Consider the following 14107-nt stretch of genomic DNA (forward strand, 5'->3'; position numbering starts at 1 on the left):
ATCATCGGATGTTACTTCCCGCGTAATATCGCGGCTGTAGTCATTTCCCAGATCCGGGCTGGTTTCACCGTGCCCACCGATCGTTCTGTCTTTTAGTGGCATAACATACTATTTTAAAAGTGAATAAATCAGTTACTTAGCCGCTATGCGCCAAATGGTGTTAGCGGCATCATCGGTAACAAGCAATGCCCATCTGCCGCCACGGCCACTCCAACCGGGCGTCCATATACATCTACTCTTCCCCGGCTTCTTCTTCCTCTTTCTTCTCACCATCTATATCTTCGTTTTCCTCTTCTTCGATCTCATTTTCAGATTGGATCTGCGCCGGTTCGGATTGCTCCTGTTTACCTAACAGGTCATTTTTTGAAAAAGGCTTATCTGAAGGGTTTTGTTGTTGATCATGCTGTACCATAACGCATCTTTTTAAATCATAAAGAAATATTCCCGGTAAAAAAATCGGCAAAATCATGCCAGTATAAACAGCGGTATGATCCGTAAACAGGAGCTCCCCGCTTACATGGCATAGTTTTACATGTGGTTAAAATATTAAATCAACTGTTATGATAGCAAGAGATGCATATACCACCAGCCTCTGGCAGGACCACATCACCCCCTTTACAGAGAGTAACAAGGCTAACCCTGAAACGCTGTATGATGTAATCATTATCGGAGGCGGCATTACGGGAGTTAGCACCGCCTTTCTTTTACAGGATGAAGGCAAAAACTGCCTCCTGCTGGAAGCGGAGAATATTGGTTATGGTACTTCCGGCGGTACCACCGCACACTTAAACACCCTGCTTGATGTTCCTTACTACGTGATTCAAAAAAACTTTGGCAAGGAAGCCGCTCAGCAGGTATATGCCAGTGCAACTGAAGCCATTGCACTGATCAGACATAATATCAGCAGATGGGGAATTGACTGTGGATTCCGTGACGCAAATGCCATCCTGTTTGCCCAAAATGAGGAACAGGAAAAAGAGCTCGATAACATTGCAGAAACATCTGCTGAAGCAGGGCTTGAAATGAACGCTATTGACAGCATCCCTGTAGATATTCCTTTTAGCAGCGCTATGAAAGCCGGTGAACAGGCAAAGTTCAACCCGCTGCAATATATACAGGGACTGGCCCGGGCATTTGAAACAGCAGGCGGTACCATCCGGCAACAATGCCGCGTTACCGGGGTAAACAATAACAACACGGTAACCGTTACCACCAACGCAGGCGCCTTTAAAGCAAAAGCGGTGATCTATGCTACACATATACCAACAGGCATCAACCTGCTGCATCTGCGGTGTACACCATACCGTAGCTATGCCATGGCTTTTACCCTGGAAGATGAACGCTACCCCGATGAACTTATTTATGATATGCATGACCCTTATCATTATTACAGAACACAGGAAGTAGACGGAGAAAAATACCTGATAGCAGGCGGAGAAGATCATAAAACCGGTGAACAGGAAAATACCAATCAATGTTTCCTGAGGCTGGAAAGCCATATCAGGCAACATTTCAGGGTAAAGGAAATAAAATACAGGTGGTCGTCGCAGTATTATGAACCGGTGGATGGCTTACCCTATATCGGACGTCTTCCCGGTACCGATGATAATATTTATGTGGCAACCGGTTATGGTGGTAACGGCATGACCTACAGCAGCGTGGCGGCGCTATTGTTAAAGCGCCTGTTGCTGGGCCAAAAGCCTAAAAATGAATTATTGTTTGATCCTAACAGGATTAAACCGGTGGCTGGTTTCAGCCAGTTCATTTCCCACAACGCAGATGTGGTGAAGCAATTCATGGGCAAATTCTTTTCCGGCGAACAACTGGATGCGCTCGCCGGCATAGCGCCCGGCGAAGGTAAAGTAGTGGAATATGAAAACCAGAAAATAGCGGTTTATAAAGATGAACAAGGTAAATTGTATGCAGTAAAACCGATCTGCACACATATGAAATGCGAGGTAGGGTGGAATAATGCGGAACGGTCGTGGGACTGCCCCTGCCATGGCGCCCGTTACGATATATCAGGCAAAGTACTCAATACCCCGGCAGACCAGGGATTGGAACAACTGGATATCTCCTGAAAACGTTATGGTAACAAACACTTTGCATATGAGCCTGGAAAAATACCGGCAAAAAAGAACCTTTACCAAAACACCTGAGCCCACCGGTGGAAAAAGCGAGGACCAGGCGCTACACTTTGTTGTACAAAAGCACGATGCTTCCCATCTTCATTACGACTTTCGCCTGGAAATGCGGGGCGTACTTAAAAGCTGGGCAGTACCCAAAGGTCCGTCGATGGATCCGGCAATAAAACGGCTGGCAATGATGGTAGAGGATCATCCATATAACTACAGGAATTTTGAAGGCATCATACCCGAAGGCAATTATGGCGCAGGCACTGTGATGGTATGGGATGAAGGAACTTACGAACCGGTTGAACAAAGTGATGCGGATAAGAAGCAACAAACCAAAAACCTGCTGCACCAGCTGCACAGCGGTAAACTGAAGTTTGAGCTCAACGGAAAAAAACTCAAAGGCAGCTTCGCCCTGGTAAAAGCTGCCGGCAGAGGGGAAAACGCATGGCTGCTTATGAAAGTAAAAGACCGTTATGCCTCCAAAACAGATGTTACCGCTAAGAATAAGTCAGTGATTTCCGGAAAGACAATTGAGCAGATCGCGAAAAATCCGGATCATAAAATATGGAAAAGCAACCGGGAGCCCACCCATACAAAAACCGCAGCTAAGAAAAAAGCAGCTGCGCCTGCTACTGATAACGTTGCTGCATTGCTGAAAAAAGGAAAGACCGCCCCCATGCCCAAAGGTATTAAGCCTATGCTGGCGGCTGTTACCAATACGCCGTTTGATAAGGAAGACTGGCTATACGAAATAAAATGGGACGGCTACCGCGCAGTAGCTTATCTTAATAATGGCAAAGTGGAATTACTTTCGCGTAACCAGCTTTCCTTTAATGAAAAATTCAGTGTGATCACCGCAGCCCTACAGGAATGGAAAGTGAAAGCAGTAACAGATGGTGAAATAGTGGCGGTGGATGAAAAAGGGAACCCCGACTTCCAGGCATTACAGAATTATTTTAAACATGGCAAAAAAGCGCGTCTTGTTTATTACCTCTTTGATCTTCCCTGGTATAATGGTAAAAACCTGACACAACTGCCGCTGGAAGAACGCAAAGCTATACTGGCGGAAATCATCCCGGCAAACCAGGATGTTATTCTTTACAGCAACCATATCACCGGGCAAGGCATTGCGTTTTACAATGCAGCCATTGATAAGAGACTGGAAGGTATTATGGCCAAAGCAGCCGGCAGTCATTATATTACCGGCCGCAGAACAGAGAGCTGGCTAAAGATCAAGAACAGTCACCGGATGGAAGCTGTTATCTGCGGGTATACTGCGGGCCGGAACAGCCGCAAGCATTTCGGCGCTGTAATACTGGGAAAATATGAAGGAACGGAGCTGAAGTATATTGGTCATACCGGTGGCGGATTCAATGACCAACTGTTAAAGGAACTCTTTGCAAAGTTCCAGCCGCTCATTACAGCTAAACATCCATTTAAAACCAGGCCTCAAACCAATATGCCGGCAACATGGTTAAAGCCTGTACTGGTATGTGAAGTGAAGTTTGCAGAAATAACACGCGAAGGCATTCTGCGGCAGCCGGTGTTTATAGGATTAAGGGAAGATAAAAAAGCAGCAGACGAAAAGAATGTAAAAATTGTTAGCCCGCCTGCCGTTAAAAAAATAAGTTCACATAAAAAGAATGCAGGAATATTTTTACCGGATGACGATAAACAGGCGGAAGTAAAAGTAGACGGACAACTGTTAAAATTCACAAATCTTGATAAGCTGTACTGGCCCGACGAAGGTATTACCAAGCGGGACATGATCAATTATTATGCGGCCGTTGCCGATACAATTCTTCCCTACCTGAAAAACCGTCCACAGTCACTCAACAGGTTTCCGGAAGGTATAAAAGGATTTAATTTTTACCAGAAGAATGTAGAAGACAAGGTAGCAGACTGGATCCCTACATTTCCGTACACCAGCGAATCGGATGGTGAAACAAAATCATTTCTAGTATGTAAAGACAGGGCGACACTGTTGTATATGGCCAATCTTGGTTGTATTGAATTAAATCCATGGCATAGCAGAACACAGCATCCCGATGAACCGGACTATTGCCTGATAGACCTTGACCCTGATACCAACTCTTTTAATGAAGTCGTTGAAACTGCGTTGGTGATCAAAGATATTTTAGATGAAATAGGCGCGCCGTCTTTTGTAAAAACTTCCGGGGCTACGGGCATGCATATACTTATTCCGCTGGGGGCCAGGTATAGCTTTGACCAGTCGCGTATGCTGGCTGAACTGATTGTGAACATTGCCAATAAACAAATGCCGGACAACACCAGTGTGCTGAGAACACCGGCCAAAAGAAAGGGACAAATCTACCTTGATTTTATGCAGAACCGGCAGATACAAACGATGGCAGTTGCGTATTCGCTGCGTCCTAAACCAGGAGCAACCGTATCGGCGCCGTTGCGTTGGGATGAAGTGAAGAAGGGATTAAAAGTAGCCGATTTCAATATTCACAATATGCCTCAGCGGATAGCCGAAGAAGGCGACCTGTTAAAAGGACTGCTGGGCAAGGGTATTAACATGAAAACGGTGTTGAATAAGCTGCAGCATTTACTATAACAGCGTGGTCTGCACCGTTGCAGGCCACGCTGTTTATGAGGGTTTTAGGATTACTGTTATTTTAGTGTTGGAAATATCAGTTTACATCCTGGTTCAGATCACCATCACTACGGGGGCTTTCTTCATTTATATATTCGCGTTCTTTGCGTGAAGCAGCATGCGCTGGTTTCTTTTCGCCCAGCGTTTCTTTACTGGGCTCATTCAGTTTTCTGCAAACGATCTTCGTTTCTGGCTACAAGAATAAGATGATAACTGTCGGCCGCCAGCAACTTAGCCAGTTCATAACCAATACCGCTGGTAGCTCCGGTAATTAATGCGTATTCATTCCTGTTATTAACATTCACGGTTGTCATAAATAAAAAATTGAACGTGTGGAGAAATGATTTCATTAACCGGCAGCAAAGACAGGGCCGGGTAATTTTGCCGGGTTGATGAAATTGCTTCCTGTAGCAGAGATCGCAATCACGCGGGGAACAACGGGAACTGTGTGTTTATTATCTTACCCAATGATGTTTACTGTTCAGCGTGCTGTTGGCACAGGATTTAGTATGATAAGAAGAAAACGATTAAGATATGCATCCATCGGAACCTGACAAGGAATTACTGCACCACATCCGGCAACTACTGACCAACAACCAGCAAACGGTGGCAGTAGCTGAAAGTGTTACTGCCGGCCATTTACAGGTAGCGCTTTCGCTTGCTGAGAAAGCCATGGAATTTTTCCAGGGAGGCATTACTACCTATAACATCGGACAAAAAACAAAACACCTGAACATTGATCCTATTCATGGGCAGGCCTGCGATTGTGTATCTGAAAAAGTGGCGCTGGAGATGGCAATGGCAGTAGGGCCTTTGTTTGTGGCAGACTGGGGCATTGCCATTACCGGTTATGCCTCCCCGGTGCCGGAGCTGGGAATTGATGACCTGTTTGCTTATTATGCATTCAGCTTTAAAGGGCGCCCTGTATCACAGGGCATCTTAAGGGCAGGTAATAACGATGATCCCGTGACAGTGCGCCAGTATTATACCCACGAGCTGTTAGTGCTTTTCAAGGAAGCATTACACCTTCCCTATTCTCCCGCAAAAAAATAATACAAGCGGTTACATGCTGAAAAATAACTCCCACACTGTAACCGGGTTACCCAATGAATGGGTAACACTTTCCGCATATCCGGAACGATCGCTTTAGAGAGATGGCATGGCGTAGTCTTTGAACCTGCTTCTGAAAACTTAAACTATGGAAAAACAAACATCAAAACAAGCCACTCCCAACAAACAGGTAAGCGGAGGATTCAGCAGTCACGCCAATACGCAAAATGCCGCGCGCGAAGAAGATGACCTGGCTACGGGGTTAACCTCCGATGAGGAAGCAGACCAGGAAGTAGAAGACGCCGATCCTGTTTTGGATGAAAATGACCTGGAAGAAAATGATCTTTCAGATGAAGAAGCTGATAACATCGATTGGGATGAAGAAAATTCAGCCAATCAATGATCATTGGCATCCGACTTACTAACTCATTTTTTAGTTTTCATTTTAATTTCCGGAGATGTATACATTAGGTATAAATGCCGCATTTCACGACTCAGCTGCCTGCCTGGTAAAGGACGGGCAGCTGATAGCGGCGGTAGAAGACGAACGGTTTACGTATATAACATTAAATACCGGGCTTTTTTCCTGTAGATGCCCCGGCAGGTTGCAATAGTTTATCCACTGCTTTCAACACATTTTCCACGGTGGCTTTCCTCAGCTGATGCTTGGGGATCTGGTGGTAAGAATACTGCAACAATACATTCCTGCTCTGTAATGCGGGTGGCACGTCAAAATACAATACTTCATTTCTTACCCGCCAGGGAGTATGCTGCAAATTCGTAAGCGCATACAACACTACTACCGGGGTTCCGGTAGCCGCCGCAATATGAATAGTACCAGTGTTAACAGAAATTACGAGCGGACTTTTCCGGATCAGCAGGGCAAATTCAGCAACAGATAATGTTCCCGCCAGGTTAACAGCCCCCTCACCGATAGCATTCTTCAGTATTTCCGCATCTGCCTCCTCGCCGGTGTTGCCGGTGATCAGTAACTGGCATTGGTGATGCGCAATGATCTGCCGCCCGATCTCCACCCATTTATGAAAATTATATTGCCGCTTTGCATCCTGTACCATGGGATGCATTACAATCCAGGGCTTCAGATGATCGGCCCCGTACAGCCTCATTTTTTTTATGATACCCGGCCAATACGTTTCCTGCGTTTGCAGCGACAACTTTGTACTCACCACTTCAGCGCCGGCATATGCCACCAGGTTGAGGTCGCGCTCTACCTGGTGGTGAATAATATGCAATGGTTCCTCATCCGGGATCCAGTGGCTGAGTAGCTGGTAGGGATTTTCCCGGCAATAGGCCAGCCTTAGCGGTATACCTGCTTCAAAAGCCAGCATGGCCGTAGGTAAAGGATTCTGGCTGTATACAGTAAAAATGATCGTCGCATCAAAATGCTCTTTCCGCAGGGTTGCTACCAGTTCCTGGTAGGTTTCAGGCGTAGCCACATGATCATGTTTTACCCAGGGCGCATTAAAAACAATCACCTGGTCAATTTCCGGGATACCGGCTGTTACCGGGGCAGCTGCTGCGGAAGTAAGCAATGTCAGGTGGCATTGAAAGGATTCCTTTAACGCCCTGAAAGCAGGTGTGCTCATCAGCAGATCGCCCATATTATCCAGGCGTATGCACAGTATTTTCTTACAATCTTTCCAGTGTACATTCATAATATCTAAGCAGGATGTGATAATTGCCGGGAGAATAGTTCCCGGATTAATGAACGTTACCTTTTCAAAAAACAATAATAACACCAAGCGAAAATCCACTGCCGGCAAGCGTTTTCATCGGTTCCATCATACAATTTCATGAGCCTGATTTAAACGCTTGTATGGCAAAGCGCTTCCGTAAAAAATACCCCTGCCGGCATAACATACAGCAAGATCGGGCATTGGGGCGCTCCCGGGATAGAATAAAATTCACACAACAAGCATTAATCTCTACAATACGCTGTTACACTTATGCACAAAAAAAATGGATACAACTCCTGTATCCATTTCCCCTGTGGGTTAACTAAATGATTAAGGTCTTTTATGCTGTTGTATGGCTGCCCAGATCTGTTGTACAATGTATCCCCCTTCCATCTCTGTAAGGCGGGGCGAGCAGGTAAAGCTATCCCCGTTTTCCATCAGCATGAGATTATCGGGTACTGCATGATGGAACATTTCTCCTATGTTGTTGTTCAGCAAATAATACACAGAATGACCATTATAGGTATCCGGCTGAATGTCCAGTGTGTATGCCTGGCCATTGACCGTTGCATCCAGATGTTGTATCATAATAAAAGGTTTTATAAACCCACCACAACTATTACACCAGTACAACTGGCATGTTTCTGGCCGTTGCCATTTGTTAAAAACCTTATGAGCACGCAGATCCAAATGATGGCGGAATATACCAACAGCATTGAGTTCTCTTCGTTACCGCCTGCCATTATCCAACAACTGAAGATCCATCTGCTGGATAGCCTGGCATCCCTTATATTCTCCACACGGGAATCTCTTCCACAAAAAGTGGCGCGGGCGCTCGGGAGGTTATCCGGTATACAGGGAACCGGGTTTCCGCTGAAGCTTGCCCCTAATTTCGCGGCACAGTATTATACCACGTTAATCAGGTATCCTGATTTCATGGATAATTTCCTGGCAAAAGAATCCACCTGCCACCCCAGCGATAACATTGGCGCCCTGCTGGCCGCAGCTCACGCAGAAGAGGTTAGCGGCTCCGGTTTCCTGGCAGCCATGGCCTTATCGTATGAAATGGAATGCCGGCTTACAGAGCAGTTACCGGTAATGATCTCGGGGCATGACCATACTACCCTGCTCGCGTTTTCTGCCACTGCCGGGATAGGTAAACTGCTGAAGCTGCCGGCAGATCAGTTGATGAATGCGTTAGGTATTGCAGGCTGCAGTTATCATCCGCTGGTTACCTCCCGCGCCTCTTATACCTCACAGTGGAAAGGACTGGCCTCCTCACTGGTGAATGAAGGCTGTATGAATATCTGTATGCTGGCGCAGGAAAATATTACCGGACCGGTACAGCTGTTTGAAATTCCCGAAAAAGGATTGAACGATATTTACGGTTTGAAGCTGGAGTACGACTGGACCAAAGATAAATTTGAGCTGATCCCGCGGTGCTGCCTGAAAACCTATAATGCTGAAGTACACACCCAGAGCGCTATTGCCGCAGCCGTGGAGCTGAAGGAGCAACACCATATAAAAGCAGAGGATATCAGGCAGGTAGATGTAACCACTTTTCTTACGGCCTTCCATATTGTTGGCGGCGGTGAATACGGCAGCCGTACCCTGGTACATAGCAAAGAACAGGCAGACCATAGCATGGCGTATGTAATTGCTGCAGCATTGCTGGATGGCGAAGTAACACCTGCGCAACTTACCCCGGAACGGATCACCCGCACGGACGTGCAGGAACTATTACAGAAAGTAGCCACCAATACCGGCTTTCCCCTGCACAGGCCGGTGAAAGTAGCCGGACTGCTGGACCCATACACCGCTGCGTATCCCGACAAGGTGAAAAGCAGTGTAGCCATCCGTATGAAAAACGGTACCATATTTAAAGCAGAAAAAGATACGTATAAGGGATTTTATACAACGCCGTTTACCTGGGAAGATGCAGCGGAGAAGTTCAAAAGGCTTTCAGGCGGAAGGATACCCGAAAACACCGGCGAACAAATTATGGAGCTGGTAGCAGATCTTGAGCACGGCAGTATTAATCAACTGTTACAGATAATTTTTAAATCATGATGTTCAGCAATATATAACGCATTGCCATACTAAGGGCTTTACAACTGGGCGACCTGCTATGCGCCGTACCTGCATTCCGGGCGCTCAGGGCGTCTTTTCCCCATGCGCAAATTACCCTGGTTGTACCACCGACTGGACGCGGCATAACCACTTTGAGCGGATGCTGGTGAAAACCGATCAGCTGTTGGCACGCACAGAAAGCAGGTGTTATCACCGGGCTTAATACGCCCATCTTGAAATTCAGAACAGTGCTGCCCGCCGGACTTAATGAGCCGTGAGCTCCGGCTCTGTTGAAAAGAGTCCTTCGGGTTGCCAGTCGGTACTGGTTACCTGGCGGAATACCTGTTCCCATGCTGTTGTGAAACGGGTGATATTAAACAGCGCATTTGCCGTTTCCTTTGCCCGCGCTCCCAGTAACTTCGCATGATCAAGATCGTTTAAGAGCAACTGCATTTTTTCGGTGAGATAATTTACATCGGTGTGTATGTACCCGTTTTCGCCATCCTTAATAACCGTTACCAGTTCCGTGGTGGCCAGCGCTACCACCGGCATTCCCTGCATCATGGCTTCACAAACAGCCAGTGCCAGGCTGGTATGCCTTACCGGGTGAAAATAGAACCGGAACCTGCTGCGAAAAGCAGGAAGATCCGGGTGGAGCACTTCACCTGCTCCTTCCTGGTTCCCCATCCCTGCAAGCTCTAGCGGCACCTTTCTGCTTACCTGGTCATAAATATCCCAGCCGAGGGTACGGCCGCGCTGCCGGAGGTGATTAATCGTTACCAGGCCCCGGGGCAGATCGCCGCAATAGGGATAAGGTGAATCCGTAACGCCATGGGTAATAACGGTAACGGGTGTACGATTGTTGTTCCACATCAGTTTGTTGAAGTGGGTAACGTGTACCAGTAAAACCATGGGATCATCCACTACATGCGACTGGTTCACCGGGTCTGCGGAAGGCGTATGGTGCTCCAGGTAGATGCGCGGTAACCGCTGCTGGGCGGCCGAAAGCACTTCAAACTGGTCGGTGAGGTAATTCTTTTCAGACTGGAACAAGATACAGTCGAACGTGTAATGCTTTACTTCTTCAAAAGGAATTTCGTGCACATTATCGCCGAACGGGAACGTTGCTCCCCTGCCGTAATATCCTTCTTCATGGTTTTCCGTTACAGGAATATACAATTCATAATTTCCCAGGGAGAGATAGTACAGGTAACTGCCATGTACATGCCAGGTAAATATGCGCAGTTTTTCAGAGACATGGTACATAAGTTTATTTTTTATGAGGTCATCAATAATAACACCAAAACAACGGCATCTTCAAAGGAGTTATTGTTCCTTCTTATTTCCATTTTTTGGCTTTTTACGTTTCATCAGCCCTTCTTCATGCTTGCTCATGGCATCTCCTATGGCTTCTTCCACCGAGTGCGATTCTGTCATGCTCATTCTTTTTTTTGTTTCTTCCACCATTACACAATAGTATTTATGCAATACATCCAGTTCCTCTTCCGATAAATTTTCCACGTCTATTAAGCGGTTACTGGCCGCCTTGTTCGCCGCAATAAGTTCATTTAGCTTAAGCTGTACTGATTTGGCATCTTTATTCTGGGATTTCTGTATAATGAATACCATCAGGAAAGTGATGATGGTAGTGCCGGTATTGATAACCAGCTGCCAGGTATCGGAATAACCGAAAACAGGGCCGCTCACGGCCCATACAATGATCACGGCAAGGGCTATAAAAAATGCCCAGGGGCTACCGGTAGCAGCAATCACTTTTGTGGCCATCGTTTCAAAAAAATTGGTGTGGTTATTTTTGTCTGTAAGTGCTTTCATAGCATTGGCTGTTTTGTTCCTGTTACGAGGTTATACAACTTTTGCACCAGCGCTTTTTCGGGGGAAAAACCGGGTATCGCGCCCCGCTTTGCCCCTGGTTCGCCACGGACATATCCCCGGAGTGTTCCCGCCTGTTTCCCCGGTTTTACACATGCTCCCGGTAATTCGTTTAGTGTTATTAAGTGAAAAGAACCGGCATACGGCATAAGGCCGGCCTCGCCAGGACAAAGGGCATAAAAATGCTTTAGCAGGAAAGGTTTATGCTATTATGCCCTTTTTTTGAAAAAAAAATATGCTTATATTAACATTCGATTAACTCATCCCGATGCATATCTGGTTAGATTTACCTGGACCCAATGAAATCTAAATGCCTGAAATGATACAATACCTGCAGAATATGCCTGAATATGTATCCGGATTCCATGTCAGTATTTCCGCAAGAGGCGGACGGGATAATGACACGCTGTTAGATCAGGAATTCTTTGCAACCCAAATTCGCCTAACCCTCTAAATAGCTATACATGAAAACTGGTAACTATCCTACAACTGCAGCCATCAGGGCTATGCTCATCCAACCCGTCTTTGCAGGTACCCGGCATATTGGCAAAGCAGAAGAAAAACGTCCCATCATTATTATTAATGCCATGGCTATTGTATTAAGCGCCCTGGTTATTGGTGTTGGCAGTTATTTTTATTTTCTTAAAAGCTCCGTTTTTTTCCTGATCGGGATCCCCCTGGAAACACTTAGCTTCTTTGCCGTTATCCGGCTAAACCATGTGCGACAGTATTTCAATGCCAACCTGCTTATGCTGAGCACCAATGCTATCTTTATTGCGTACTGGTCTACCGTTTTAGGGTCAAGTATTTCCCTGGAACTATTACTGGCCTTCAACACCATCATCATATTCCATCTGAGTTCCGCTTTTTTCCTGTATAAGAGAAGCGGAGCCCTGCTGGCCTGCATTATAGCCACCGTCCTGTTTGCCGCATGGATGGTAGCCAATTCACATTACAACTTTATAAAACCGTTGCAGCTTTCGCCGGATATATCTTTAACCATGAAATGGTCCACTACGGTGGCATTACTGGTATTTATACTCTGTGTAATGATGTCGTATGTGGCGCAGATCAGGAGCCTGCTGGCTTCTGCCCAGAAACTCCGGGAAGTGTCTGAAAGGAAAAGTGTTTTCTTACGGGAAGTATTCCATGAAATACGGACACCGATGAATGCCATTTTTTCCATCGGACAACTGTTTGAGTTGCGGAAATCACAATACTCCGTTGCCGAGAGAAAGGAAATCAACCAATTGTTTGCTTCCTGTTACCTGGCCCGCAATATCATCAACCATGTACTGGAAATGTCGAGGATAGAGTCCGGGAATTTTTATTCCATCATGAAAGAATCGGTTAGTCTTAAGGACTGCGTGTCCCATTGTATAGCGGTTAACAGTTACCTGGCGGCGTCGAGGGGGATTAAGATCGACCTGCGGTTCGACCGGCAGCTGATGCCCCCCATCAACAGCGACAGCCTTTTACTGATCAAGATCCTGAACAATATCCTGTCGAATGCCGTGAAATTTGCCAGCGGCAATTCCATGATCTATGTGAGTTGTGTAAAAGAAGAAGACCAGATCATTTTCAAAGTAAGGAACCAGGGCGTGGTAGATCCGGAGATTGCCACCCGGATGTTCGACCGGTTTGTATCAAAGCGGGAACAGTTTGAGGGTACGGGACTTGGCTTATCCATCACCAAACACCTGGTTGGGCTTTTCGGCGGGCATATTATACTGGAACCTGTTGACCTCTCCGCTCCTTCCACCACCACCATTGCATTCAATATTCCTTATGAAGCAGGCGCCGGGAAAATCAAACAGCAGCTGCCGCCAAAGTTTATGAAGGGTTGTTTTACCGGCGGAAAAGTAGTGATCATTGAAGATGACCTGCTGAGTGCTGAACTGCTGATAAAATTCCTGAAAGAAATGGGTATTGCCCCGGTATTATGCCGCGATCATGAATCGGTTATCAGGATTATCCATGAAGAAAAGCCTAACCTGATCATCTCGGATCTGAATATGCCCGGGTTCAGTGGCAGGGATCTGCTACAGTACATGAAAAAGGATACCGCATTAAAAGGCACCCCCGTACTGATCGTTTCAGGAGATGCCTTTCTGAAAGAAGAAATGCTGCAAGCAGGCGCCAGTGGCTTCATCACAAAGCCGGTTTTCATCAGCGACCTGCATCTTGAACTGGCGAAGTACTTACCGCATCATATATTGTCGTAACGGCCGGTATCTATTACAGCCCAGTCATCGTATCCTCTCACGATGGTGTAAAGCCCGTCGATATAGCGGTCTACCTGCCCGTTGATGTACTCACCCCAATGAGGGAGTTCCTTCCGGAGCTGTTCAAACCGGCGCAGGTGGGCGCTGTGTTCATTGATCACGTACTGCACTGCTTCATCGTGACTAAGGTTCAATTCCTTCTGCGCAATAAAGATCAGGTTGAACCCGGGTTTCTCCAGTTTGGCCTCACGGGCAATGGAATGCAAATCGTTCGACAGGCAGCCAAGCAGGTTCAGGATAAGCTCAATTTCCCGGATACAGCTATGATCGTACACTTCATCGGGCAGGTCCAGTTTTTCAAAGATGGCCACCAGCGGGAACATAATATAAAACCCCGTGTAGGGCCGCTCTTTGTAGTAC

14 protein-coding genes are annotated in these 14107 nt (G+C 46.6%); 7 read left to right on the forward strand and 7 right to left on the reverse strand.

All coding sequences use genetic code 11. The features are described from left to right. Positions 1 to 232 precede the first annotated feature (232 nt). Entirely contained in the window at positions 233 to 412 is a 180-nt protein-coding gene (locus VN105_RS12565; protein WP_325641349.1) for a hypothetical protein, read from the reverse strand. A gap of 148 nt (positions 413 to 560) precedes the next feature. Between VN105_RS12565 and VN105_RS12570 the strand changes: the two genes are divergently transcribed. Together VN105_RS12570 and ligD are read left to right on the forward strand one after the other, a co-directional pair. Then, positions 561 to 2081, forward strand: coding sequence for an FAD-dependent oxidoreductase (locus VN105_RS12570; RefSeq protein WP_325641351.1), 1521 nt, complete (start codon positions 561 to 563; stop codon positions 2079 to 2081). A 28-nt stretch (positions 2082 to 2109) separates the two neighbouring features. Further along, positions 2110 to 4716: a DNA ligase D gene (gene ligD, locus VN105_RS12575; RefSeq protein ID WP_325641353.1), complete on the forward strand. Its 2607-nt coding sequence runs from the start codon at positions 2110 to 2112 to the stop codon at positions 4714 to 4716. Positions 4717 to 4913: 197 nt separating this feature from the next. On the opposite strand, the gene VN105_RS12580 is transcribed toward ligD, so the two are convergent. Further along, positions 4914 to 5069: an SDR family NAD(P)-dependent oxidoreductase gene (locus VN105_RS12580; protein WP_325641355.1), complete on the reverse strand. Its 156-nt coding sequence runs from the start codon at positions 5067 to 5069 to the stop codon at positions 4914 to 4916. A gap of 220 nt (positions 5070 to 5289) precedes the next feature. Between VN105_RS12580 and VN105_RS12585 the strand changes: the two genes are divergently transcribed. The 3 genes from VN105_RS12585 to VN105_RS12595 all read left to right on the forward strand — a co-directional run bounded on the left by VN105_RS12585 (position 5290) and on the right by VN105_RS12595 (position 6419). Continuing rightward, a complete protein-coding gene (locus VN105_RS12585; RefSeq protein ID WP_325641357.1) occupies positions 5290 to 5808 on the forward strand; it encodes a nicotinamide-nucleotide amidohydrolase family protein in 519 nt (172 codons plus the stop codon). Between the two features lie 145 nt (positions 5809 to 5953). Then, the gene (locus tag VN105_RS12590) at positions 5954 to 6208 is read left to right on the forward strand and encodes a hypothetical protein (RefSeq protein ID WP_325641359.1); all 255 of its coding nucleotides are present in this window, start codon (positions 5954 to 5956) and stop codon (positions 6206 to 6208) included. Between the two features lie 55 nt (positions 6209 to 6263). Next, complete coding sequence (locus tag VN105_RS12595) at positions 6264 to 6419, forward strand: carbamoyltransferase N-terminal domain-containing protein (protein ID WP_325641361.1); 156 nt, start codon at positions 6264 to 6266, stop codon at positions 6417 to 6419. Here VN105_RS12595 and VN105_RS12600 read toward each other — a convergent pair. Beyond that, a complete protein-coding gene (locus VN105_RS12600) occupies positions 6372 to 7481 on the reverse strand; it encodes a glycosyltransferase family 9 protein (RefSeq protein WP_325641363.1) in 1110 nt (369 codons plus the stop codon). The two genes, VN105_RS12595 and VN105_RS12600, sit on opposite strands and share 48 nt — an antisense overlap. A 351-nt stretch (positions 7482 to 7832) precedes the next feature. Next, entirely contained in the window at positions 7833 to 8090 is a 258-nt protein-coding gene (locus tag VN105_RS12605) for a hypothetical protein (protein WP_325641365.1), read from the reverse strand. Between the two features lie 84 nt (positions 8091 to 8174). Between VN105_RS12605 and VN105_RS12610 the strand changes: the two genes are divergently transcribed. After that, on the forward strand, positions 8175 to 9572 hold the full coding sequence (locus VN105_RS12610) for an MmgE/PrpD family protein (RefSeq protein WP_325641367.1): 1398 nt from the start codon (positions 8175 to 8177) through the stop codon (positions 9570 to 9572). Positions 9573 to 9836: 264 nt separating this feature from the next. Here VN105_RS12610 and VN105_RS12615 read toward each other — a convergent pair whose 3' ends face one another. Together VN105_RS12615 and VN105_RS12620 are read right to left on the reverse strand one after the other, a co-directional pair. Then, complete coding sequence (locus tag VN105_RS12615; RefSeq protein ID WP_325641369.1) at positions 9837 to 10838, reverse strand: glycosyltransferase; 1002 nt, start codon at positions 10836 to 10838, stop codon at positions 9837 to 9839. Positions 10839 to 10898: 60 nt separating this feature from the next. Beyond that, positions 10899 to 11405 (reverse strand): low affinity iron permease family protein, encoded by a 507-nt coding sequence (locus tag VN105_RS12620; RefSeq protein WP_325641371.1) that lies wholly within the window; start codon positions 11403 to 11405, stop codon positions 10899 to 10901. A 521-nt stretch (positions 11406 to 11926) separates the two neighbouring features. On the opposite strand from VN105_RS12620, the gene VN105_RS12625 reads away from it, so the two are divergent. Beyond that, complete coding sequence (locus tag VN105_RS12625) at positions 11927 to 13687, forward strand: hybrid sensor histidine kinase/response regulator (RefSeq protein ID WP_325641373.1); 1761 nt, start codon at positions 11927 to 11929, stop codon at positions 13685 to 13687. On the opposite strand, the gene VN105_RS12630 is transcribed toward VN105_RS12625, so the two are convergent. Next, positions 13672 to 14107: terpene synthase family protein (locus tag VN105_RS12630; RefSeq protein ID WP_325641375.1), on the reverse strand; the 436-nt coding region annotated here is incomplete at its 5' end. The genes VN105_RS12625 and VN105_RS12630 overlap by 16 nt on opposite strands.

The sequence above is a fragment of the Chitinophaga sp. genome, from assembly GCF_035564935.1.
Classification (GTDB): domain Bacteria; phylum Bacteroidota; class Bacteroidia; order Chitinophagales; family Chitinophagaceae; genus Chitinophaga.